We start from the raw sequence: 25,210 nt of genomic DNA, 5'->3' as shown, positions 1-25,210 counted from the left end.
TTGTTCTTATATGAGTTATTTTTAACGTAGTTAGTGAACCGTTTAACCAGCTTTAAGCTTAAAAGCTATAAGTGTAGCCCATCTGTACTGTACGCGGCTTACCTGGCTGAATGCCACCGTTTGAACGGTTAGCAACGTATGTTTTATCAAACAAATTATCAACGCTTAGGTATACTTTTTGATTTTCATCGATTAAGTATTTAGCAGCTAAATCCCATACTACGCGGCTATCAATTGCGTTTAAGCCCGACTCAGTTAAGTTAGCATGCGCATCAGATACGTAACGTATTTGGCTGTTAACTACAAACGCAGAAAACTCAGCACCTAACGATAATGCTACTTGGTTTTCTGGTACGTAAGGCATTGCATCGCCTTTTTCTACCGTGCCCCAAATTTCTGAATTAAAATCGTTTTTAAACTCAGAGTCTGTGTAGGTATACGTTAATTTAACTGGGAACATAGCTGTATCAGTTGCAAACGTACGTGCTGCACTAAATTCAAAGCCTGCTACTTCTACTTCACCGTAGTTGTATTGGTCGCCAATGTTGTCGTCGCTACAACCAACTGCTGCAGTACAGTTACCGTGCATGTTGCTGTAGTCAGAGTAAAACGCAATTACTTCACCGCTAAAGCCATCCATATTAAAGCGAGAGCCAAACTCAATGTTTACACTTTCTTCTTCTTCTTGGTCAGCATTACCAGGTGCTGCTGGTGCATAACCTTTTTGAATGCCCGCAAGTAGCGTTACGTTTTCGTTAAGCGTGTAAGTAGCACCTAGTGACGGCACTAAAATTTCAGTGTCGTTCGACACATCTTTAGTTAAACCGTTGCTGCGTGTTGGATCTGATTTAGACCACTCTTCACGCGTAATAGTAATGTCTTCATAACGAAGACCTGCACTTACTACTAATGCATCAATTGTCCACTCGTCTTGAATAAACAATGTACTTGCTTCTGCGCTATCTACACGGTTGCTGTCAGAGCCCGGAACGCCTTGCTCTGTAAGCGTTAAGCTTAGGTCTTGATTAAGTGTGTATTTGTCTTCCCATTGAAAACGATCCATTTCGTCTTCGTGGTAACGTACGCCAACAGTCACATAGTGATCGCCTGCAGGAATATGTAATTCAGACTGAATACCTTTAGCTTGGTAATCGCGGTTATTAGCTTTAATACCAATACCTTCAATACCTTCGCTTGTCGGGTTTGCTTCAAATTCACTGTATTGCTCAAGGTAGCTTTCGCTTACTTTGCTGGCTTTATACCAGTTACGATGAAAATCGTTTAAGTAAGCCGTAGCTAAAAATTCATAGCCATCACCAAAACGGTACGCGTAGTTAAGTTGGTATGCGTTATGGCGAGTATTCATTTCATCGTTTTGCGATGCAGCATAACGACGGTAAGGACTTTCTTGATAGTCTTCGTCAGTTAAGCCCATGTATGTTTCGTCTGATGTTTCGTCAGAGTACTTAATTTTTAGCTCAAGATTATGCGCATCGTTTTGACCAAACGTATGGCCAAACTTTAATAGTAAATCTGTTTTTTCAAAGCCGGTGTTGTCATTACCTACTGGCAGCTCTTTAAAGCCGTCTGCGCCGTAAGTAAATACTTCAATTAAGCCTGCTGTGTTGTTTTTTTCTTTACCGAAGTAAGCGTGACCTTTGTAGTAACCATCACCACCAAGGGCAGCATCTACCATACCCTTTGAGCTATTTGGCTCAGTAGGTAAGCTGCGCGAAAGTAAGTTTAAAACACCGCCCGTAGTACGCGGGCCATACTTAACTGATGCCGCGCCTTTTAATACTTCAATAGACTCCATACGACCCGTAGTAGGGAAGTAGTAAGCAGATGGTGCTGAGTATGGTGCTGGTGCAACTAATACACCGTCTTCCATTACTGATATTTTATCGTTACGACCAGTACCTGTGCCGCGCATACCAATATTAGGACGAAGGCCGTAGCCGTCTTCTTCTTGCACGTAAACGCCAGGAACAGACGCTAAAACGCGAGAAATATCAGTAAATTTGAATTTTTGAAGTTCTTCATCAGAAATAAACGTAGCCGAACCAGGAATATCGTTAATTGCTTGTTCTGAGCCAATAACGGTAATTTGTTCAAAGCGTTGTTCTTTATTGCTGGTGTCTTTTGCTATTGCAGTAGCACTAAAAGACAAAGCAACCGCAGTTGCTAGGGTAGATACTAAAAACTTAGGGTTCATTGTGTTCCTAATCATGTCAATTATCTTAATTGGCGTAATTTGAACACGTTAACGAATACGAATCAATGTTATTAAGTATTTAATTATTCAGTTTAATAGAACTAAAAGCACCTACTTATGCAACTTTGTTAACTAAATTGTTTCTTTTGTATTAGTTTGTAATTGCTTTACTCGTTATAAAGTTTTGATTAGCTATAACCTAAACGTAGCGCTATAAACTCCGCGAGCTTATCTACTGCATGATCCGATTCACCCGAACTTTTAATTAAACTAATACCAATATTACCAAGAGTGGGTAAATGTTTGGTTTGAACTTGATAGTTAAGCTCACTCGGTACTGTGCTTTTAGCAAGTACCGTAATACCTAAGCCTTCTTTTAACGCGGCAATAAGGCCGGTTAAATCAGCGTTGCTATATACAATTCGGTATTTTATGCCCGCACTTTTTAATGCATCAATTGCACGGCGACGATAAATACACCCCTCTGGTGCGGTAACTAGCGTAACCACGTCGTTTTGCGCAAGTGACAGGTCGCCCACCCACACTAACTCGTCTTGCATAAAAATAGGAAACTTATCGGAGTTGAGTCGCTCATTTAGCGCAAGTACTAAATCGAACTGATCTTGGCGAGAAGCCGAAAGTAAATGTTTACTTAAACGCGACTTAACTTCTAACGACACCTCAGGGTAGAGCGCCACAAAGTCGCCAATAATAGAAGGTAAAATACGCGCAGCAAATTCGCTCGGAATACCCAAGCGCACTTTACCTGCAATGTTTTCTGATGTGAACTGCTGCAAAATAGCATCGTTGTGTTGCATCATTTGTTTTGCCATAGGCAATAATAGCTCGCCGTACTGGTTTAATACTTGGCGCTGTCCTTGTTTTTTAAATAGTTTATATCCGAGCACGTCTTCTAGGCGCTTTATTTGCAAACTTACAGCAGGTTGCGACAGGCCAAGTAAATCGCCTGCTTTAGCAAAGCCGCCTATTTCAACTACCATTACAAAAGTACGTAAACCGTCTGTTGATATGTTTTTCATATTTAAAATTACAATTTATATAGCTATATATATAAGTATTATTTATCAATTGATAAAAAATTACAATTTGTTGTTGGTAGGCGTGGGCAATATACTTTTGTAATCGAAAATACACAGGTGTTTGTTATGACTTTTAACCCAATAATGTTTGCCCGCCACAGCAACGCAAGTAGTGCGGTTACTAACGCTTTGCAAACTAACAACAATCACGTTGTAATGGATTTTAGCGGCACCGAAACCAGTGTATTTTTAAGCACTATTTTAGGCCTTGATTTAACTAAGCTTACCGCCAGCGGTTTAGGCTTAAAAGGCACGCTTGATGGCGACTATAATTCTGACTACAGCTTTGCTGTTTATTACTTTAGCGAAACCGCCTTTAGATTTGTACTGCCACATAACGCAAGCCTTCAACTACAAGCACTTATAAACGAGCAACAGCTACGTTTTGATATTGATTATGTAGTACGCACCGACCTAGCAAGCTTTATTTTAAGTGGCGACAACGCGTTTGATACTCTAGTAAATGCTTTTAAATTAACACCCGGTTTGCGCCTTTCTGACGCGCAACTATGCTACGGTGCGCAAAGTGGTGATGTATTTATTACCGCCATTGATAAAAACGACGAACAACACTTTGTATTAGTCGCTAAACAACAAGAATTACAAAAATGGCAAAGCTACATGCAAGCGCAAGGTTTTGCACTTATGCATAGTGAAGCCGCATAACGAATACAAACAACAGGTGAACATAACAATGTTTGCCTGTTTTTAATTGCGATTAAGCAATTAAAGTCTATTTAAGCCACGCCCTAAACAGGGTTAATTTAAACGTGAAGGAATGTTATGACTTCTAAAACTGTACTACATGCTAAGCACCTAGAAGCGGGCGCAAAAATGGTTGATTTTCATGGCTGGGAAATGCCAATCAACTACGGCTCACAAATAGAAGAACACAATAGCGTGCGTACCGATGCAGGTATGTTTGACGTATCACACATGACCATTGTTGATATTGAAGGGCCTCAAGCACAAGCATTTTTACGTAAGCTAGTAGCTAACGACGTTGCAAAATTAACCGTACCAGGCAAAGCGCTTTACACAGGCATGCTTAACGAGCAAGGCGGTGTAATAGACGACTTAATTATTTATTTCTTTAGCGAAACGTTTTACCGACTAGTTGTTAACTCAGCAACACGCGAAAAAGACCTAGCGCATTTAGCTAACGTATCGAGCGACTTTGACGTAACTGTTACAGAGCGCCCAGAGTTTGCAATGATTGCAGTACAAGGCCCTAACGCTAAAGCAAAAACAGCCACTCTTTTAAATGCCGAGCAACAAGCAGCGGTTGAAGGTATGAAGCCGTTTTTTGGTGTTCAAGTAGGTGATTTATTTATTGCCACAACGGGTTATACTGGCGAAGACGGTTACGAAATAGTAGTACCGAACGACCAAGCAGCCGATTTATGGCAACAACTGCTAGACGCAGGTGTTAAGCCTGCTGGTTTAGGTGCACGCGACACGCTACGTTTAGAAGCAGGTATGAACCTTTACGGCCTAGATATGGACGAAAGCGTATCACCACTTGCCGCTAACATGGCATGGACCATTGCATGGGAACCAGAAGATCGCGACTTTATTGGCCGTGACGTACTTGTTAAGCAACGCGCAGAAAAAAGCACTGACAAACTAGTTGGCTTAGTGTTTGAAGAAAAAGGCGTTTTGCGTAGCGGTTCAAAAGTAATTGTTGATGGTGGGATAGGTATCATTACATCAGGTACTTTTTCACCAACACTTGGTTTTAGTGTAGCCCTTGCACGTGTACCACGTTCAACAGGCGATACAGCTCAAGTAGAAATGCGTAAAAAATTAGTAAACGTTAAAGTAGTAAAGCCTAGCTTTGTACGTAACGGTAAATCAATAATTTAAATAATTTGGTTATACCAATCACAATAATTATTGCGATTGGTATCCTCCCAATATAAACCAAAGGACAAATAAAATGAGCAACATTCCTAGCGAGTTAAAATACGCACCTTCACACGAGTGGGTTCGCAGTGAAGGCGACGGTACATTTACTGTTGGTATTTCTGAGCATGCACAAGAACTTCTTGGCGACATGGTATTTGTTGAATTACCAGAAGTTGGCGACGAAGTAGACGCTGGCGAAGACTGTGCAGTAGCAGAGTCAGTTAAAGCAGCATCAGACATTTACGCACCTATCAGTGGCGAAATTGTTGCTATTAACGAAGAGCTTGAAGATTCACCTGAAACAGTAAACAACGACGCTTACGGCGACGGTTGGTTATTCCGTATTAAAGCATCTGACGAGTCTGAGCTAGACAACTTATTAGACGCTGAAGGTTACTCGCACACTATCGACGAAGAATAATCATTTTTTGAAGATAACTAAAAGCCCCGTTTAATGTATAAAAATGGGGCTTTTATGATTTTACAGCGCACAACCCATACTGAGTGAGCTGTTAAATCGTCAAATATTTTAATTAATGCTAGTTACCCATTAGCATTTAGGATCATAGGAATCTGGATTCATGTCAAACGCCAAATCTCTTGAAGAACTAGAGCAAAAGCAAGATTTTATTCGCCGCCATATTGGGCCAAGCCCAGCACAAGTAAGCGATATGCTAAGTGCTTTAGAAGTATCGAGTGTGCAAGAGCTCATTGACCAAACTGTACCTGCTAGCATTCGCTTAGAGCAGCCATTAACAGTTGGCGAAAGTCGTACTGAAGTTGAAACACTAAGCTACCTAAAATCAGTAGCAAGCAAAAATAAAGTTTTCAAATCGTACATTGGCCAAGGCTACCACCCAACTAACGTACCGCACGTAATTTTACGTAACGTACTAGAAAATCCAGGTTGGTATACAGCGTACACACCGTATCAGCCAGAGATTGCACAAGGGCGTTTAGAATCATTATTAAACTTCCAAACTATGACCCTAGATTTAACTGGTCTTGATTTAGCAAGCGCATCACTACTTGACGAATCAACAGCCGCTGCAGAGGCTATGGGCCTTGCAAAACGCGTATCAAAAGCTAAAAAAGCCAATGCCTTTTTTATCGCTGACGACGTACACACACAAACAATCGACGTAGTAACAACGCGTGCCGAGCAGTTTGGTTTTGAAATAATTGTAGGTAAAGCAGAAGATGCCGTAAACCACGATATTTTTGGCGCATTGTTCCAATACCCAACTACATCAGGCGAAGTGGTAGACATAACTGACCTAATTGCTGGCGTACAAAGCAAAAAGGCCATTGCCTGTGTTGCTGCCGACATAATGAGTTTATTACTATTAAAAGCACCGGGTAAACTAGGCGCAGACGTAGTACTTGGTTCGGCTCAACGTTTTGGCGTACCTATGGGTTACGGCGGTCCTCATGCTGCATTTTTTGCAACACGTGACGCCTACAAGCGTTCATTACCAGGTCGTATTATTGGTGTATCTAAAGACCGTTTAGGTAACGACGCACTACGTATGGCAATGCAAACGCGCGAACAACACATTCGCCGCGACAAAGCCAATTCAAACATTTGTACAGCACAAGTATTACTTGCCAACATGGCAGCGTTTTACGCGGTGTACCACGGCCCACAAGGCTTAAAAACTATCGCGCAGCGTATACATCGCTTTGCTGATATTTTAGCTACTGGCCTTAAAGCTAAAGGCATCGCACTTAAGCACAGTACTTGGTTTGATACCCTTACAATTGCAGATGACAACAAAGACGACGTAATAGCGCGTGCAATTGCAAAAGGCGTAAACTTTGCAACAAACCACGAAGGCGAGTACTCAATTTCGGTATCAGAGACAACAACACGTGCCGATGTCGCTGAGTTATTTGATATTATTTTAGGCGAAGGCCATGGCCTAAGTGTTGACGCTATTGCAGCCGACGTTGAAGCAAATGGCAGTGAGTCAATTCCTGCAAGTTTAGTACGTGATGACGAAGTACTAACGCATCCAAACTTTAACAGCTACCACAGCGAAACAGACATGCTTCGCTACATTAAGCGACTAGAAAGCAAAGACTTATCGCTTAATCACTCAATGATCTCGTTAGGTTCATGTACCATGAAACTAAACGCGACTGCTGAGATGATCCCAATTACGTGGCCTGAGTTTGCAAACCTTCACCCATTCTGCCCGCTGGATCAAGCAGAGGGTTACCAAATAATGATTGGCGAGTTACATGACTGGCTAGTAAACATTACCGGTTACGATGCAGTATCGCTTCAGCCAAACTCTGGCGCGCAAGGTGAATACGCAGGCTTAATCGCGATTCGTAAATACCACGAGTCACGAGGGGATGCACACCGTAATGTATGTTTAATCCCAAGCTCTGCGCACGGTACTAACCCTGCATCAGCGCAAATGGCGAGCATGAAAATTGTGGTAGTTAACTGCGACAAAAACGGTAACGTAGACATGGCCGACCTTAAAGCGAAAGCTGAGGAAGTGTCTGAAAACTTATCGTGTATTATGATCACATACCCGTCTACGCACGGCGTATACGAAGAAACAATTCGCGAGATTTGTGACATTATTCATGAGCACGGCGGCCAAGTTTACATGGACGGCGCAAACATGAACGCGCAAGTTGGCGTAACAAGCCCAGGCTTTATTGGCTCAGACGTATCGCACTTAAACTTACATAAAACGTTTTGTATTCCACACGGCGGCGGTGGTCCAGGTGTTGGCCCAATTGGTGTTAAATCGCACCTTGCGCCATTTATGCCAAACCACAGCGTAATTAACGTACCAGGTACTAACATTGGTAACGGTGCGGTATCGGCAGCGCCTTACGGCTCAGCCGCTATTTTACCTATTTCATGGGCTTACATCACCATGATGGGTTCAGAGGGCTTAAAACAAGCCACTGAAATGGCAATTGTTAATGCTAACTACTTAACGCATGAGCTAAGCAAGCACTTCCCAATTTTATATCGTGGTCGTAACAACCGTGTTGCTCACGAGTGTATTGTTGACTTACGCCCGCTTAAAGAGCAATCAGGCATTACTGAAATGGACGTAGCTAAGCGCTTGCAAGATTACGGTTTCCATTCACCAACTATGTCGTTCCCAGTAGCTGGCACATTAATGATTGAGCCAACAGAGTCTGAATCAAAAGGTGAGATTGACCGCTTTATCGAAGCCATGGTGTCAATTAAAGGCGAAATTGAAAAAGTAATTTCTGGCGAATGGTCAATCGAAAACAACCCGCTAGTGTTTGCACCGCATACACAAGGCGACGTGTTAGGTAACGAATGGGACCGCGCATACGACCGTTTTTACGCTGCATTCCCAGTGCCTGCAGTAGCTAAAAACAAGTTCTGGCCAACCGTTACACGTATAGATGACGTATACGGCGACCGTAACTTAGTATGTTCATGCCCAGCGGTAGAGACTTATCGCGACTAAGAGCAGAGACTAATTTTTGAACTTTAATGGGTAGTAAGTTCCATTATAGTTTGGAAATTTATCAAAATTATAAAAGCCGTTGCAGCAATGCAACGGCTTTTTTGTGCGTGAAGATAAGCCATAAATAATATGGCCGTAGGTTGGGAAGAGTGAAACGAAACCCAACAAATCACAAATATACTTACTCGCTCAAAAGCCAAAAGTTATAAATAACATTGTGCACTCGTAGCCTTTAGACTACATTCATTTAGCAAGTTGAATAAATAGGAGTAATTACTATGGCGCTACAAACATCAGATTTTAATCCGTTTGATTATATGGAAACACAGCAAGAAATTAATACATTTTTAGAAGAGTGTTTAGCTGATGATGATCCAAATACCTTTATTGAAGCACTTGGCTTATTAGTTAAAAAGCATGGCGTGAGTGATATTGCTAAAGCAACGGGGTTAAACCGTGAAAGCTTATATAAAGCAGTTAACGGTAAAACTAAACCACGTTGGGAAACTATTTTTAAAGTGATGAAAGCACTTAACTTTCGCCTAACAACACAAATTGCATAGGCTAGGTAGAGTGAAACGAAACCCAACAATTCACAAATATACTTACTCGCTCAAAAGCCAAGAGTATGTGTTATTAGTTGTAGGCGTTAAGCTTGCTGACGCGCGGGCGATAGCCCGAATAAGTATTTAAATAGGTGCTTGAGGTTACTATTACAGATAGCGCGAATACGTTTGGCACTTTTTAAAGATTAGAAACCTTATTCAAAGTTTTGTCGCGCTGGCGACGGCAGCCAAAGAGGGGCTGCCGCTGGTCCCTCTCTGGACACTCTCAGCGCACCCGAGCATCACGCATAATCCTTCAATGCACAATTGATTTGAACGTAAACGGCGAAGATAGGCCATCCATGGCCTAGTTTCGCCTTATCGCGCATCCATGCGCGACATTACTCATCAATTGCTTATTTTCAGGGCGTGATGACGGGGAAGGGTGTTAAACGTGAGGTTGGTTTTTGGTTTTGGCAAGAAACAAGACCTGACCCTCTGTATTTCCTCTAGGTTGGGTTGAGTGAAACGAAACCCAACAAATCAAAAATATACTTACTCGCTCACAAACCAAGAGTATGTGTTATTTATTGTAGGCGTTTAGCTTGCTGGCGCGCGGGCGATAGCCCGAATAAGTATTTAAATAGGTGTTTGAGGTTTATCATCACCGATAATGTGAATACGTTTGGCACTTCTAGAAATTAAAAAACCTTATTCAAGGTTTTGTCGCGCTGGCGACGGCAGCCAAAGAGGGGCTGCCGCTGACCCCTCTCTGGACTCTCTCAGCGCACCCGAGCATCACGCTTAATCCTTCAAACCACAATTGATGTGAACGTAAACGCCATGAAAGCACATCCATGTGCAAGCATGGCTTTCATTTCATCCATGAAATGCATTACTCATCAATTGCTTATTTTCAGGGCGTGATGACGGGGGAAGGGTGTTAAACGTGAGGTTGGTGCTTGGTCTTGGCAAGATACAAGACCTGACCCTCTGCACTCTTTTGTATTTTCTCATATTTAGTATATGATATTTTATTGATATTAAAGAATTAAATTAATTAGCTGGGATGCAATTTGTATTAGCAGTACCTAGCATTACCATTTTAGGGAAGCTAATCAAATGAGTAAAACTGTTGTCGTTATGATTCATGGTCTGACTGGTGGAGTTCAGACTTGGGTTAATGATGAAAGTGGAGCTAATTTTTCTGAATTACTGCGAGCTGATAGTAAAATAAGTGAGCAAGTTGATGTTATTGAGTTTGACTACTTTACAAAAATAGCCAATCTGACCCAAAATGTTTTGGGAAGATCATTTGTAGGCTTAATTAATAAATTTCCAGGATTAAATTTTAGTAAACCGAAAATTAGAAAAAACTCATCCATAAATTCACTAACAAGCTCACTAGCTACATTTCTCGAAGTCGAAAGTGCACATTATGACAGTATAATATTAATTGGCCATAGCATGGGCGGGCTTATTGGTAAAAGCTTTATCTTAAATCACATTGCTGAAGAATATGAAGATATTCAAACACCTGTGATAGGGTATATTTCTTTGGCTACACCCCACAGAGGTTCATTCCCATCTGTAATCCTTGGCCCTATTAATGTGAATGCTAAAGAACTACAACCATTAAATGAAGATATGACTGCGTTAAATGATCTCTGGGTTGATAGCTTTGATGAATTACCGAAAAGTTACTACGTTGAAGCGCAGCATGATGAATGTGTTGGAAGATTAAGTGCTACCCCAAATACGGTGAAAAAGTTTAAATCTAAAACATTACAAGTTAGTCATAGTGAAATTTGCAAGCCATTAAATTCAAAGGATTTCACTTACAAAGTGGTAAGTAAGTATTTAGAGGAGATACTTCATGCCCATAGACAAAATAAGTTAACCCAAGTCGAGTATGAAGCTGATGTACACTCATACGATAAGGAAATTTTTGTAATTAAAATGGTATTGGCTTCAATCGAAGAAAGGCTAATAGAGGATGCGAAAGAGTCCTTTTTCCATGCAGAGCTTATTATGAAATCTGCTAAGAAAAATGAACTAGAAGTTTTTAAAGAACTTAGAAGTAAAATTATAAGTTTGTACAGAACCTATAGCGCCTGCAAAGGGGGGAAATCAAATAGTGAAGTTGTTAAAGAGATTCATAGTAAAATAGTTGAATTAGACAAAAGTTCTTTAAATTGCCTCGTTGAGTATCTCAATTTCCTTCATAAAAAAGGAATTCTCCATCAGGAGTCTAACCGACTAAACTTGGATGTGAGTTGGTGTGATAATATAACAGTAAACTCTATTGAAAATGAGGTCAGGTAATTTGTTTGATTATAGAAACGAAAGGTTTTATAGAGTTTTTTTAGTATCATTTCTAATTCGTAATTTATCTGAGAATAGGAGTGGAAGAAAAATTTTGACTCTAGAGAAATTAGAGTTGCTGTATTTCATTATTAACAATCCATTACTTTTAAAAAAAATCTCAAATGCTATGGATTTAGGTAGTGTGTATGGCTATCAAGAAGATCTTTATGAAAAAGGTTATCAATTTTCTGATATCAAAAACAAGAGTGATGTAATAATACCTTTTTTACTTTTGACTGAGTCAAAAAAAATTTGTCTCAATGATGAAGGTATGATTGAGGCTCTAGAGCTACCTAACTTCAAATCTTCATCAGCGTTCCTTGATAAAAACTTATCGCTCCTGAAAAAGCTTGCATCACTAAACGAAAGCAAACTTATAAGACTTGTATCGGAGAATTCATGAATAAAGTAAAAATGGAATTTAAAAAGCTAATAATAGTCGGTGTTGAGCGTGAATATCAATGTACATTTGAATCTGGGTTGAATTTGATATGGGGAGATCTTGACTCAGGTAAATCTAGTATCCTTAATCTTATCGATTTTGCTTTAGGTGGGAAGTTTGGTGACCTAGATAATGACGAAATCAAAATATACGGTAGAAGTGTTGTATTAGAGGTTTCACTTAACCAAAAAGTAATAACTTTAAACCGAGTTTTAGGTGATAAAGTCAACCTAATAAAGGTATATGAATGCTGTTATGCAAATATTAATGAGCACTACCCATTATTGTGTTCTGCATCTTCAGAAGGTCAAGAGCCTGATGGCTGGGTTTCAGATATATTACTTGATTACTTAGATATACCAAAAGTAAAGCTTAAACAGTCAAAATACAAAGATGACTCTAATAGTAGTAGATTGAGCTTTCGAGATTTAATGAAGCTGATTCATTTAAAACAAAAGCGTGTCGCAAGTGACAATTTAATGGATTTAGCTAATGGACCTTTATTCAATAGAAATGTAGAAGTACAAAAGTTTGTTTATGGTGTTCATGATGATCAGCTAGCGCAATTGAATGAGGAAATCCAACAAGAGACAGAAGCTTTTAAAGCACTTAGTAGCACAGCAAAGTCTGTCGATGAGTTTTTATCTGCAACTAACTCTAAGATAAACTCTGGTGAAGATGTAGTTAAACTTAAAATAGAATTAGAGGCTATTGATGAAGAAATCAGATTACTAAAAACAAATAGTAAACTTGCTTCATCTACTTCAAATAAGTTCAGCATAGAAATAAAAGAGTTAGCTGAAAGCATTCAGAGTTTAGAAAATAATAGGTATGTAATAAAAGCAAAACTAACCGACTATAAACGACTCAAGGCTTCTTACGAAAAGGATCTGACCTGTATTAAAGATTCACTCATAATGAGGGATTCTTTAAGTGTTCATGAGCTAACCAAAAAAGAAGTAAGCTGTCCTACATGTAGTGGCGCCATAAAGCTAGATGATGAGATTCTAACTGCTGAACAACTCGAACTTGAGCAACGTTCCATAAAAAATAGACTGTCTGGCTGCGCTAAGGCAATTGATAGAATCAAGTCGGATCTTACTTTATTAGATCAAAATATTACCGAAAGAAAGAATCTATTAAGCAAAGTTAGGTATAATTTTGAAGAGAATAATTTAGAATCACTATCTCCAATAATTGAAATGGTTTCAAGGGCTGAGGCTGTAAGGCGCTCATTATTCGGAAGACTTGTAGAACTTGAAAGGAATTCAAAGTTAGTTCAAAAGCTTGAAGATATTTATTCCAGAATTAAAAGTAAAGAAATACATATTGGGAAACTGAAAACTGACTTTAAGCGAGTAGAGTCTCAATTAGTATCTACAGACGATATAATTGAGAAGCTTTCTACACATTATAAAAGTCTAATGGATAGCTCTAAGCTGACCAGAATTTACGGTTCCTCTATAGACAAAAAGTTTATGCCTAACTTTAGAGAAAGAACTTACTCTAAAATCTCGTCGGGTGGTGTTAGGACTTTAATGTCGGTGTATTTGTACATTTCTAGATTAAAATACCTCCTTGAGAATGGAGGATACTTACCAACAACTTTATTGTTGGACACTCCAGGACAAAATATAGGAAAATATTCAAGAGAAGATGGAGATGATAGCAGTCTATCAGACCCAGCTATTTACGAGCAAATTTATAAATCAATGGCTGATTTAAATGAGGTTGCATCAAAAGAAAGTTATCAAATAATCGTAGTTGATAATGATCTTGCTACATCTTTGAAAGAGGATGCTTACTTTTTAGTTAAAAGATTTGATAAGACTGAAAAACACGGTGAAAAAGGGTTGATAAGTGATGCTAATTTGGCAGACAAACCATAAAGAGGAATCAGTAGGCTTAGGCCTTTCTTTTTGCCTTTTGTGATTAAGGAAAAATGCAAAACCTTCCTCTAGTAACCCCATTTAATAAAGGGCAATGTTATTGCCCTTTATTACGCGCTTAAACTTATTTTTATAAACTATATCGCTACTAAGCTTTGCTCTAGCATTGCTTTTATTTGTTTTACTATTTTAGCTTCTGTTTCAGGTTCGAATTGTTGTATACGTGGGGTATGAATGTGCCCTGTAGGTATACTTGAATTAAGCGCATCGCGCAGGCGAATACTTCGGTACGATATTTCGTTAGACAGGTAACCACCGCCGCCGCCATTTACCGCAATACTATTTTTAAGCTCGCCGTACGAAGGCGCTTTATAGGTTTTTTCAAGCGTGGTGACTTCGTGATTGTCGATAACTTTATAAGGGCCTTTGGCTTGCTGCATGTAAGTTACAGGCAAGCTAAATTTTACAAACTCGTTGCCCGGGAGTGGTCGGCCATTAAGCTTTGGTATTACTGGGCTTGTTTGCGTTCCACCATACACAATATTGGCATTATCGGGTGCGGTTACACTGCGGCGTTTACCCGGGAAGTGCTCTAAATCAAATTCTGTTCTGCCCATACTTACGGTTACTACCATGTCTACATTATTAAGTGCGTAGTAGGGGGCAAGTAGTGATTCTATTATGCCTTGGTCAAAGTCTTCGTAGCGTACAGGCACCATAACGGTGTTAATTTCTGCACTCACGCCGTTGTAATTAATAACTTGGCCGTCGAGTAATAACGCTGCAACACCTGAGGGGTTACTTTGGTTTATGTTTCTATCGAGTAAAAATGGGTCAAAGCCTGTAAGTAATATTTTTTTAGTACTGCCTGATGAAAAAGCAAGGTCGGTACGGCCTCTGCTGCCTTCCTCAAGTAGGGTTAGTAAAGTATTTAGTTGAGCCTGCGTAATTGAAAACTTAGGTGAAGTTGTGCGTATTACTTTACTTGAAAGCAGGCGTGCCCAGTAGAGCTCTCGGTCGTCGTAATTGTTGGTTTTTACTATGCGTTGCTTGGCGTTTTCCCACAGTTCAAAGCTAAAGCTTTGTACTAATATTTTTGCACTTTTAAAGTCGTTAAGCTCTTTAAATTGCTGCTCAAAACTTGATACTTGTGGGGTAAATGCTTTTAAAACATTTGGCATTGCCGATTGGGCTTTGTTAATGCGCTGTTCTTCAACAGTTAAAGGATTACTTAAAGCAGCGAATGAAGAGGCGATTAAGCTGGTCGCTAATAATACTTTGATCATAATACTCCTAAGATAAAGCTATTTTTTATGTGTAATTTACTATCCTACGATTGCTAATCAAGAGCAACCAATTAACGTTGAATCGACTGATATTTGCTTTTGCCGTGTATTAGTATTGTTTAACGGCTAATTAGCATCATCGGCTAATAAAAATCTTTGAGCCAAAATTGATTTTTATGGGCTCTACTTTAAGTTTTAATCAAAAGTAAAAAGCCGCTGTAGTAATGCAGCGGCTTTTCATTATGGTTTTATGCGCTTGTGGCGACACGAGCGTAAGCCAAAATATAGTTTTAAACCTTTCTCTTTAATCGTCAGGCCCTTTTAAAGTAAACACTAAATGTTTACGCATATCTTTTAAAATAACGCCTTTTTTAAGCATTGCGCCGCTTAAACGCTTTTGCCACTTTAATAAATCTGGCTCTGCGGCAGCTAAGGCTTGCTCGTTTTCAAACTGAAAGCACAGCAGTAGTGAACTTGGAAATAAGTGATATTCCACATCAAACCAGCATTGCAGCATACCTGGGAGCTCAGCGCGGCCTTGTTCTTCTAATTTTTCAGCTGTATTAAGCACAAGTGCTTGCTGCTTTATTTGCACTGCAGAGAGTTTTTTCATTAATAAAATCCAAGTTAGCGGCTAAAAAATGCAGCCGGAATGCGGGCATTATACGCAAGCTTGTAGGCAGGCAACAACTTTGAAAGGGAGTTAATGTTTAATAGAGTGTATCAGCTTAAAATTTAGGAGTGCATGTCGGAAGGCGCCTTCGGCTTTTCCAACCTACGTAGGTCGGATAAGTGGCGCAGCCGTGCCATCCGATATATCAAATTTCATCACAGAATACCCAATTTAATGCTTGTTTTATTTAAATATTAAAAACCTTATCCAAGGTTTTGTCTCAGCTATAGCTGTGGTATACCGTTTACATATATTATTTTTTGATACTCCTAAAATAATATATGTAAAATTTACTTTATAATTTATATGGTAAAATTATTATTTACTAGCAATGAATAGTAAGCGTTCGACCAAATATTTCGTAAGGAAATAATACGAGTATAAATTTTAAAAAGCATAGGAAGCATTATATTGTTTAACACTAGTTTTTTTAGTCATATTCAACTTTTAAAGGACAAATATTATACTGAGTATCAGTTTAATCTTTTCTCAGTTCTTCGAAGTAGTTCTGATGAAGTGAAGTTGCACTCTCGTTTTCTTGGAGAGATTTTGAGTCCTAACGGTACACATGGATTCAAAAACCTGTTTTTAGATGAGTTTCTAGAAACTCTAAAAATCTCTCCACAGCGAAGCAAAGATGCGCTCGTCATGACAGAATATAAAAATATTGATATTTTTATTAAAATTGATGACATAGCAATAATAATTGAAAACAAAATTTACGCAGGGGATCAAGATAACCAACTCTCTAGATACTATGAATCAATTCTTGCTGAAGGTTATAAAGAGATATATCTAATTTATCTAACTTTAGACGGCTCAAACCCTTCACATCAGAGTATAGGTAAGCTTAAAAGTTCTTACGTAGATTCGAACCAGTTTATTTGTCTTAGCTATAAAACTGATATATGTAGTTGGATTGAAAAGTGTTTGTCATATTCAGTTAGAGAGCCAGCATTAAGAGAAAGTTTTTCACAATATCTTGAATTGCTTGAAAAGCTGACATCTAAACTTAGGAGTAAAAAGTATATGGAAGAACTTAAAAACCTGCTAAATAAAGATAACAATTTAGCTAATTTTATTGATCTTCAGCAAGCATACAATGAAGTCCTGATAGATCTACAGGTTGACCTTTGGGAACGTATTCAAAAGGCTTCGTCTGAGCTCTTAGGCATAGAATGCGAAGGCTCAATAATAAACAGTGAAGATAAACATAATGCTATTAAAAATTTTTATGAAGGTCGTAAAGGTAGCAATTATTTTGGGATTCACTATGCGGTCGACGATGACTCTTATCGTTTAGGAGTCGAAATGCAAGGCGACGGTATTATCTTTGGTGTTAGATGCTTTAAAGAAAAAAAACCAATAAAGTATAATGAAATAGTAGATATCTTTGATACTGAGCCCGAAATTAAAGGTCTGAGAACTTATAATTGGCCTTTTTATCGCTATGTAGAACCAAAAACACATTATAAAAATTTAACTGAAGCCGATCTTTATATTCTATCTTCAGAGGATAAAAGACAAAAAATTGCTATAAACATATCAAAAGAACTTAATTTTTTAAAAAGTAGGATTGAAGCTAGAAAAATTTTGTAAGCTATTTTATTAACCTTATTTAAATTTCTTCGGACTGGGCAGCAGCTAAATAGTGCTGTCAGTTGTCTAGACTCTCTTCATGCCTCCGAGCATCATGCTTAATACGTGAGCGTCATGAAAGTACATTTATATGCAAGATCAGCCTTTATAGATTTTTATATTAATTAAAAACCGTACCTGAAAATAAATTATATGATTGGTTTTTTTTGACTATTATATTTATTTGAAAAAAACTTAAAAAGGAACATAAATGTCTACTAATCAGAATAATATACAGGTCTCATTAGTTTCCCATACTGGTAATGACGGTTTAGATATGGGAGTTATGAGTGATGGCACTCCATACCTTGGAGTCCGTGGTTTAGCATTATTATGTGATGCAGCGGAAATTGATATAACTAATCTAATTAAAAATTGGGATGCTCAAAAGTATACAGCTAAAGGGCAATTTATAAAGGGAATTATTGATTCTCAGGGGAAAAGTTCAGTCGGTTTATATATTCCGACGCCTATAAATGGAGTTATTCAGGATGTAATTAATGACGTTAATTGTATGGCTATACTTGAATATTATGCATTTGAAGCACCAGTAAGTTCAGAGCGAGCTAAACAAAATTACAGAAGCTTAGCTAGGTTAAGTCTTAGAACTTATATTTACAAACGAACAGGGTATACAGTTGATGATGGAGTTCCTCAATATTGGCAAACTTATCATGATCGCATCACTTTAAATGAATTACCTTCTGGTTACTTCAGTGTTTTTTCTGAGATATCTAATATTTTAATTACTAGTATTCGAAAGGGTATGCCTTTCGATTCAGAAACAATGCCTGACATTAGTGTTGGACAGATTTGGGCTAAAGAGTGGAATAAAAAAAATTATGATGAGACGTTCGGTATAAGGATCAAGCATCTTCATCAATTTCCAGATGATTTTCCTCAAAAAAACCCAGAAGCATGGATATATCCAGTTGAATCACTTGGTGAATTTAGGAAGTGGCTAGACGATAGTTATTTAAGAACTAAGTTTCCAAAGTATTTGGCTGGGAAGGCAAAAAAAGGACAGCTACCAGGTTTGAATGTTCAGAGCTTGGTTGATGCAATACAGCCAACAAGAATAGAAAAAAATAAATTGTAAATTATCAGAGGTGAGCTTTCATTTTGTCTTCTTTTTGATGTAATTTACTGACTAATTTTACTAGTAAATACTTTCTAGCTCACTTAAAGCTAAGCCTTTAATCTTTAAAATCTAATATGAGAGTCACTCAAAATTAAGTTACTATTTGAATTGTACTAACTACCAAACCCGAGAATACTTTGAATTATTTAGCTCACCTTTATTTAATAAAGCCTGCGGTTAATTCTCACTTTCGGAACTAGCTTGGTGATCACTGGTATGTAGGACAATTATCAAATACCTCTTGTAAATATTAATACTTATAAGAGGTATTAATAGGGGGTTTATTTGGTGCGGCGCTTGTCTAGTACATAACGTACGGCCATTCTTGCAACACCCGCACCAATACCTGAGACTACTGCCCATGTAACGGCCTCTTTGAGATCGGTTTCTTCGCTTGGCCTATCTTTTGGGGCTGGCTCGTTGGTAACCTTTTCCCACGATTTTTGTAAAGTTTTCCTTGTTAACATACCTGCAGATGCAGCGGCCAGACCTATACCTATCGTCGTAATTAGCTGTTTATTACTCATATTACCCTCGATTATTTAGTTGTAGCGTGAGTTATCAATATGTAACTCTTTAAGTAAGAACAGTAGTACCAGCAATTTACATACCGATAGGTTGAGGAGCTTTTAAATTAGGGCGTTTTGTATTTGTGCAAATTAGTCGTTTAAAACCACGCTCACACCACACTTACCACAAGCTAAATAACCAATGTAGAGCGTGCGCAGCTCTGCTCGAAATCTTCTTTTTAGATATTAACCCTGCAATTTAACTTACCTTCTAGTCGGCTTATCTGTACATATAGTAAACACCTTCGCCCTATGCTTTAATATTAAAAAACAAGGGAGGCGTTATGAGTAAAAATCGATTTTTATTTAATAAATACGTTGCAGTAATGGCTGTGTCGGGCACTTTGGCTGCACCGGTAACTGTGCTTAGTAACGAGCAAGGGCCGCTAGTTGAGCAGCTTTGTGCTAGTTGCCATAGTTTAACTAACCTTGAGAGTAGCGCGGGTTATAGTCAGCAGGACTGGCAAACATTAATAAGTTATATGGTTGATACGGGCGAGGGTACTGCGCTTAGTAAAGATATAAGCGCTTACTTAGCTGAGCATTATCCTGTTAATACCAAGCGCGAATCTAAGGTTGTTACGGGCGATTTAAAGCTTAGCTTTAAGTACTGGCAAGTGCCTACGCTTGGGCAGCGCGCTCGCGATCCGGTACAAGGTAAAAACGGACTTATTTGGTGGGTTGGCCAGTGGGGTAATATTTTAGGCAGGTTAGACCCTAAAACCGGCGATATGAAAGAGTACACACTGCCAAGTGGTACCTATGCGCACAGTGTGTCGCTTGATAAAAATCAAACTCCTTGGTTTTTAGGTAATAAAAATGGCACGGTTGGATATTTAGATTTAAAAACCGAAAAATTTAAAGTGTATAAAATGCCCGATAAAAACGCCCGCGACCCGCATACCGGTGTATTTGACGAGGCAGGTATATTTTGGTTTACCCTCCAGCACAGTAATATGATTGGCAAGCTAGACCCTACAACTGGCGATATTAAACTCGCTACTTTACCCACTAAAGGCTCACGGCCATATGGTATTAAGCTTGATTCAAACGGCACGCCGTGGGTTTCGTGTAATGGTAGTAACTGTTTGGTTAAAGTTGATAAAAGCTCTATGGAGCTTAGCGAAATTAAACTCCCGGGTGCTAAAACGCATGCAAGGCGACTTGCCATTACGCCTGACGATATGGTTTTTTATGTTAATTCTGGCATGGGTAAACTTGGCCGCTATAACCCTAAAAACGGTAAAATAACGCAGTGGGATAATCCCAGTGGTGAAAACAGTCACCCGTATGCAATTGAATATGCCGATAACGCCATTTGGTTTAACGAGTCAGCCAAACGCCCTGAAACCTTGGTAAGGTTCGACCTTAATACCGAAACCATGCAGAGCTGGCAAATTCCGAGTAAAGAGGGGGTTTACTCAGGCTTAATTAGGCATATGCGCATGGGGAATAACGGGCTGATTATTCACCAAACAGCGACCAATCAATTAGCTGAAATTACATGGTCTGAGTAATAAATTTTTCTTTTGTAAATATATTTATATTAAAACTACTATCGCTTGTTAGTAAGTTTGTTTATGTGGGTAGGATTTTTTTACAAAATTTGGCAATTTTTACTCTAATAATAAGAGTGTTAGCACGGGGTTTTGTTTTATATTATTGATTTTAAATGATAATTTACTTGGTTTGAGTTTTGCTTGGTAGTAAGTGTATTTTCTTAAATAAATAAAGGAGTTATTATGAGTACCGTTATTACTGGGTTATTCGAAAGTGCATCACAAGCAACACTCGCAATTTATAGATTAGAAGCTTTAGGTATTAATGAAGCTGATATAAGTATTGTAGCCAACGACTCATACGCAAAGGAAGATTTTGCTGTAGACGAAGGTACTAAAGCTTCTGAAGGCGGCCTTATTGGCGCGGCTTCGGGTGGTATTCTTGCTGCAATTATTGGTGGTTTCACTGCCGTAGGGACTGTAGCAACAGGTGGTACTGGCTTATTAGTTGCCGGTCCATTAGTCGCTGCATTTGCTGCTGGTGGCGCAGGCGCTGCAGTTGGTGGTACTTTAGGTGCTGCAGTTGGTGCGTTTATCCCCGAGCACGAAATTAAGTATTATGAAGATGCCATTGAAAAAGGCTCTATATTAATTGGTATTAAGTACAATAGTGACAACAAAAATGCTATTGAAGAAATACTTAACAATGCAGGCGCAAGTAACGTTTCTACAGCGTAACGTTAGCTAATTAATTAAAAAGGTGAAACTTGGTTTCACCTTTTTTTGTGCTCGCTTTTTAGTGCCAAGCAATAATACTTAATCAATTTGAGGGATTAAATATTACGCTAACTGCGTTAAAAACTTCTGATATAGAACAACTAAGTAACGTAATTTTTTGTCATTAAAGGGACCCATATATAAGCGGATTTTTTTAAAACATGCTTTGATTAATAAATACCCCTTATAAATATAATGCGTGAAGAGTCTCTGTAAAAGACTTATTTAGATTGGCGCTTCTTTATTTTATAACGTACGGCCATTCAACCAACACCAACACTCGAGACTACCGCCTAAGTAATAAGGGCCTCTTTAATATCGTCTTTTTCACTTGGATTGTCTTTTTTGGTAGGGACGTTGGTAATCTTTTCTCACGAGCTTTGTAAATATGCCTCGGTTTTTACTTAATCTTTGAGTAAAAGTTAGCTCATTAATTAAATGGCTATTTAGTTAAAGTTATTTTAATCAATAAATTGCGACTAAAAAATACATAAATGTATGTTTGAACATAGGACTGGTATAGACATTGAAACTACTTATTTAATAGTCGCTTAATTTAGCGATATTGTTTTATTAATTTGATACTAAACCAGGAGATGGTGATGAATTGTTTGCAGTTTGATTCAAAAACTAAAAGAAGTTTAAACCGCGTTTTAAAACCTGCTTTTGCAATATTATTTACCAGCGTGTTACTACAAAATAGTGCACTGGCTAATGTAAACGTTGAAATGCACCAAGTTACTAAGTCGGGCCAGGGGCAATTACTAGGCACTATTACACTAACAGAAAATGATCATGGCGTTGTTTTTTCACCAAACTTAAAAGGTTTAACGCCGGGGCAACACGGCTTTCATGTTCATCAATTTGCTAGTTGTGAACCCAAGAAAAAAGGCGATAAGGTAGTGCCAGGTGGTGCCGCTGGTGGGCATTTTGATCCAAAAGCTAGCGAGCATCATGATGCTCCTTGGGCTAACGGCCATTTAGGCGATTTACCGGCGTTGTATGTAAATGAAAGTGGCCAAGCTAAATCGCCTGTTTTAGCGCCAAGGCTCACGCTTGAAAAACTTAAACAACATGCTGTGATGATCCACGAAGGAAGTGATAACTATGCAGATGAGCCAAAGCCATTAGGTGGCGGTGGTAGCCGTGTTGCTTGTGGCGTAATTAAGTAAATATAAGGAGAAAGTTATGCCATATAAAAACCGTGACGAACTACCTGAGTCGGTAAAAAGTAACTTACCTAAACATGCTCAAGACATATATCAAGAGGCGTTTAATAGTGCATGGGATACCTACAAGGACCCGAGCGATAGAAAAAACGACGACGACCGCGAAACCACTGCGCACAAAGTGGCTTGGTCTGCGGTTAAAAACAGTTATAGCAAAAATGACAATGGAAATTGGGTAAAGTCGAATAACTAGCTTTGATCAAACTAATAACAAAGCTAAAGCATTAAAAAGCCGCTATAGCTGATGTAGCGGTTTTTTATATACTCGTTTTTATATTTGCGCTGTTTATACAATAATTTACAGTATGTTTGAGTGAAAATTGGTAAGCAAAACCATAAGTACTGCTTTAAACACGAATGTGAGTTTGGTTTAAATTTACGTTATTATTTGTTTGTATTAGCCAATCAGAGAACACTTTGAATTATTTAGCTCATCTTTATTTAGCACAGCCCACAGCCGATTCTCACTTTGGGAACTTGTTGGGCGACTTTGGTGGAAAAAGACATATAGAGCACTTACCAAATACGGTTAAAAATGGGCTCGATAACCACTATTTAGTCGATAAATTTACCGATTCCCATCCTGTAGTAAAACACGCTAAACAGTACTTTTCACCCGAGCGTAAGCGCTTTGCTGGTGTAGCTATTGATGTGGTGTTTGATCATTTTTTAATTGTGCATTGGCAGCGATTTAGCAAGCAACCTTTAAGTGACTTTAAGTACACCAGCTATCAGCTTTTAAATAATCGCATACCTGTTATGCCAACGCGTATGCAGCATGTTGTAACAAGCATGACTAAAAACGATTGGTTTAAAGAATACGAAACCATAGATGGAATAGGGCTAGCACTTGATAATATTGCTAACCGCATCCGTTTTACAAATAACTTTGCGGGCGCTGCTGACGATATTGCGCGCAACTACGATGAATTAGAAGCCGTGTTTTTAGCGTTCTTCCCGGAGCTAATTAAGCATGTAAGTGAGTTTGACCTTGAAAGCACCTCAAAAAATGGCATAAAGCGCATTATTTAAAGTTTTCATCAATTGTTAACCTTTTGTGATAATTTAAGGTAAAAAAAACGCTACTCTAATACAAATTAATTTTTGAGTGTTTTTAATGAATCGCAATTACTTGGTTATTGTGAGCTTTGCTGTTTTAGCGGCATTTCAATCTGGTGCCGTATTGGCTTTCGACTTTGACTTAAAGTCGGTACGAACCACTATTTCAAACCCTAACACTAGCCACGCGTTAATATATGACGACTTGGCTGGGAGTAATCAAAAAACACTGTTTTCGTTAGAGCCCATAAACAACCAACGTGTGGGTGTATTTTTTGATATTAACGACATTGAAATTGGCTACTCTGCCGATATTTTTGAAGATGATGTTGAAACAAAAACACAAGATATACTGCTTTCGTATAGAAAATTTAAAAATTCTAAAATCACATTTAACTATCAAACGCTTGAAGGGCTGCAAAGCACGGCTAGCAATTTAAGCGGCAATCAAACGGATCAAATTTTCTCGCAAAATACACGTTCAACCAAGTTTGAGCTATCTGGCCAACACAACTTTTATACTTTTAATAATAAAGAGTCTTTGTTTGAGCATTTTTTTCTTAATAGACCAAAGCTAAGCAGCAAATTTGATTTGTCGTTAAGTGTTGTTGGCGCGTGGTCTTTCAAGCATGTATCTCTTGAGAATAAAGATAATATTGTGTTTCAGGCTGATTTTTTAAATTCGTCTGCACCACAGGTCACTAAGTTAATTTCTAATTCGTACGGGGCGAGTATTGGCTCGCTTTTATCATTTTCGTTGCCGCATAATGTTCACGTATTTGCTGAATACAAAGTAGGTAAGGGAAATATTCGAAATACAGACCCTGGGCTGGGGTTAAAAGATTCGGGCGGTGAAAAAGTTGAAGCATACGGCGGTGGAATTTCTTGGACTTCTGACAATAAAAAACTTATGGTTGTACTTCGTGCATGGGAGCAAACAGGCCGGCATATAGATACTTCTTTTGGTGATTTGTCAGTAATTAAGTTTTTTTAGTATTGAGCACCGAAATAGTGAATTTACCAGGAATACTATGAGTAATAATAACGCAGTACCTCAGGCTTATGTGAAGCAAGAGGAAGGTTATAGAATAAAAGCCTTAAGATTATACCCTTGGGTATGCGGGCGTTGTGCTCGTGAGTTTGAGTACTCTAATTTGCGTGAGTTAACGGTGCATCATGTTGATCATAATCACAGTAATAACCCTGAAGATGGCAGTAACTGGGAGCTATTGTGTATTTATTGCCATGATAATGAGCACAATAAATACCACGAACATATTATGTATGGCGGGTCGACTACAGAGCGAAAAGTTGAGGCTGCAACGCATTCCCCATTTGCCGATTTAAAAGCGCTGTTAAATAAATCAAAGTAATAGTTGAGCCACGTTAATGGTCAAACA

General features: G+C 38.6%; 22 protein-coding genes. 17 read left to right on the top strand and 5 right to left on the bottom strand.

Annotated elements, in window-relative coordinates; genetic code table 11:
* Positions 1-58: 58 nt before the first annotated feature.
* Positions 59-2,215: a TonB-dependent receptor family protein gene (locus I6F47_RS01835; protein WP_197183224.1), complete on the bottom strand. Its 2,157-nt coding sequence runs from the start codon at positions 2,213-2,215 to the stop codon at positions 59-61.
* Between the two features lie 188 nt (positions 2,216-2,403).
* Entirely contained in the window at positions 2,404-3,255 is an 852-nt protein-coding gene (locus tag I6F47_RS01830; RefSeq protein ID WP_007579940.1) for a LysR family transcriptional regulator, read from the bottom strand.
* Positions 3,256-3,381: 126 nt separating this feature from the next.
* Between I6F47_RS01830 and I6F47_RS01825 the strand changes: the two genes are divergently transcribed.
* The 8 genes from I6F47_RS01825 (at position 3,382) to I6F47_RS01790 (ending at position 13,939) form a co-directional block, all read left to right on the top strand.
* Positions 3,382-3,981 carry a hypothetical protein gene (locus I6F47_RS01825; RefSeq protein WP_002958026.1) on the top strand — a complete coding sequence of 200 codons (600 nt, stop codon included), beginning with the start codon at positions 3,382-3,384 and terminating at the stop codon, positions 3,979-3,981.
* Between the two features lie 117 nt (positions 3,982-4,098).
* Positions 4,099-5,181, top strand: coding sequence for a glycine cleavage system aminomethyltransferase GcvT (gcvT, locus tag I6F47_RS01820; protein ID WP_121955113.1), 1,083 nt, complete (start codon positions 4,099-4,101; stop codon positions 5,179-5,181).
* 73 nt (positions 5,182-5,254) lie between these two features.
* A complete protein-coding gene (gene gcvH / locus I6F47_RS01815; protein WP_024590231.1) occupies positions 5,255-5,644 on the top strand; it encodes a glycine cleavage system protein GcvH in 390 nt (129 codons plus the stop codon).
* Between the two features lie 160 nt (positions 5,645-5,804).
* Positions 5,805-8,696: an aminomethyl-transferring glycine dehydrogenase gene (gcvP, locus tag I6F47_RS01810; protein WP_197183223.1), complete on the top strand. Its 2,892-nt coding sequence runs from the start codon at positions 5,805-5,807 to the stop codon at positions 8,694-8,696.
* 278 nt (positions 8,697-8,974) lie between these two features.
* Positions 8,975-9,259 carry an addiction module antidote protein gene (locus I6F47_RS01805; protein ID WP_024596316.1) on the top strand — a complete coding sequence of 95 codons (285 nt, stop codon included), beginning with the start codon at positions 8,975-8,977 and terminating at the stop codon, positions 9,257-9,259.
* A 1,104-nt stretch (positions 9,260-10,363) separates the two neighbouring features.
* A complete protein-coding gene (locus I6F47_RS01800) occupies positions 10,364-11,566 on the top strand; it encodes an ABC-three component system protein (RefSeq protein WP_197183222.1) in 1,203 nt (400 codons plus the stop codon).
* A 94-nt stretch (positions 11,567-11,660) separates the two neighbouring features.
* Complete coding sequence (locus I6F47_RS01795) at positions 11,661-12,011, top strand: hypothetical protein (protein WP_197183221.1); 351 nt, start codon at positions 11,661-11,663, stop codon at positions 12,009-12,011.
* Entirely contained in the window at positions 12,008-13,939 is a 1,932-nt protein-coding gene (locus tag I6F47_RS01790; RefSeq protein WP_197183220.1) for an ATP-binding protein, read from the top strand. Before I6F47_RS01795 ends, I6F47_RS01790 begins: the two co-directional genes overlap by 4 nt.
* A 137-nt stretch (positions 13,940-14,076) precedes the next feature.
* On the opposite strand, the gene I6F47_RS01785 is transcribed toward I6F47_RS01790, so the two are convergent.
* The gene (locus I6F47_RS01785; RefSeq protein ID WP_197183219.1) at positions 14,077-15,225 is read right to left on the bottom strand and encodes a hypothetical protein; all 1,149 of its coding nucleotides are present in this window, start codon (positions 15,223-15,225) and stop codon (positions 14,077-14,079) included.
* 304 nt (positions 15,226-15,529) lie between these two features.
* Positions 15,530-15,838: a hypothetical protein gene (locus I6F47_RS01780; RefSeq protein ID WP_024596321.1), complete on the bottom strand. Its 309-nt coding sequence runs from the start codon at positions 15,836-15,838 to the stop codon at positions 15,530-15,532.
* 471 nt (positions 15,839-16,309) lie between these two features.
* Here I6F47_RS01780 and I6F47_RS01775 point away from each other — a divergent pair, with 471 nt between their 5' ends.
* Positions 16,310-17,497: a PDDEXK-like family protein gene (locus tag I6F47_RS01775; RefSeq protein WP_197183218.1), complete on the top strand. Its 1,188-nt coding sequence runs from the start codon at positions 16,310-16,312 to the stop codon at positions 17,495-17,497.
* A 250-nt stretch (positions 17,498-17,747) separates the two neighbouring features.
* A complete protein-coding gene (locus I6F47_RS01770; RefSeq protein WP_197183217.1) occupies positions 17,748-18,635 on the top strand; it encodes a hypothetical protein in 888 nt (295 codons plus the stop codon).
* A 323-nt stretch (positions 18,636-18,958) separates the two neighbouring features.
* Here I6F47_RS01770 and I6F47_RS01765 read toward each other — a convergent pair whose 3' ends face one another.
* Positions 18,959-19,204: a DUF4235 domain-containing protein gene (locus I6F47_RS01765; protein ID WP_197183216.1), complete on the bottom strand. Its 246-nt coding sequence runs from the start codon at positions 19,202-19,204 to the stop codon at positions 18,959-18,961.
* A 326-nt stretch (positions 19,205-19,530) separates the two neighbouring features.
* Here I6F47_RS01765 and I6F47_RS01760 point away from each other — a divergent pair, with 326 nt between their 5' ends.
* The 7 genes from I6F47_RS01760 to I6F47_RS01730 all read left to right on the top strand — a co-directional run bounded on the left by I6F47_RS01760 (position 19,531) and on the right by I6F47_RS01730 (position 25,183).
* Positions 19,531-20,763, top strand: a complete 1,233-nt coding sequence (locus tag I6F47_RS01760) for a Vgb family protein (protein WP_197183215.1) — start codon at positions 19,531-19,533, stop codon at positions 20,761-20,763.
* A 225-nt stretch (positions 20,764-20,988) separates the two neighbouring features.
* The gene (locus tag I6F47_RS01755; protein WP_197183214.1) at positions 20,989-21,483 is read left to right on the top strand and encodes a hypothetical protein; all 495 of its coding nucleotides are present in this window, start codon (positions 20,989-20,991) and stop codon (positions 21,481-21,483) included.
* Positions 21,484-22,124: 641 nt separating this feature from the next.
* Positions 22,125-22,694, top strand: a complete 570-nt coding sequence (sodC, locus tag I6F47_RS01750) for a superoxide dismutase family protein (protein WP_197183213.1) — start codon at positions 22,125-22,127, stop codon at positions 22,692-22,694.
* Between the two features lie 16 nt (positions 22,695-22,710).
* Entirely contained in the window at positions 22,711-22,944 is a 234-nt protein-coding gene (locus tag I6F47_RS01745; protein WP_169044173.1) for a ChaB family protein, read from the top strand.
* 224 nt (positions 22,945-23,168) lie between these two features.
* Positions 23,169-23,783 carry an acyl carrier protein phosphodiesterase gene (locus tag I6F47_RS01740; RefSeq protein WP_197183212.1) on the top strand — a complete coding sequence of 205 codons (615 nt, stop codon included), beginning with the start codon at positions 23,169-23,171 and terminating at the stop codon, positions 23,781-23,783.
* An 85-nt stretch (positions 23,784-23,868) separates the two neighbouring features.
* Positions 23,869-24,804, top strand: a complete 936-nt coding sequence (locus tag I6F47_RS01735) for a hypothetical protein (RefSeq protein WP_024590242.1) — start codon at positions 23,869-23,871, stop codon at positions 24,802-24,804.
* Positions 24,805-24,841: 37 nt separating this feature from the next.
* Positions 24,842-25,183 (top strand): YajD family HNH nuclease, encoded by a 342-nt coding sequence (locus tag I6F47_RS01730; RefSeq protein ID WP_024599512.1) that lies wholly within the window; start codon positions 24,842-24,844, stop codon positions 25,181-25,183.
* Positions 25,184-25,210: the final 27 nt, after the last annotated feature.

The organism is Pseudoalteromonas sp. NZS37 (genome assembly GCF_015864265.1).
GTDB classification, from domain to species: Bacteria; Pseudomonadota; Gammaproteobacteria; order Enterobacterales; family Alteromonadaceae; genus Pseudoalteromonas; species Pseudoalteromonas arctica.
This window is presented reverse-complemented; position numbering and strand designations above follow the sequence as displayed.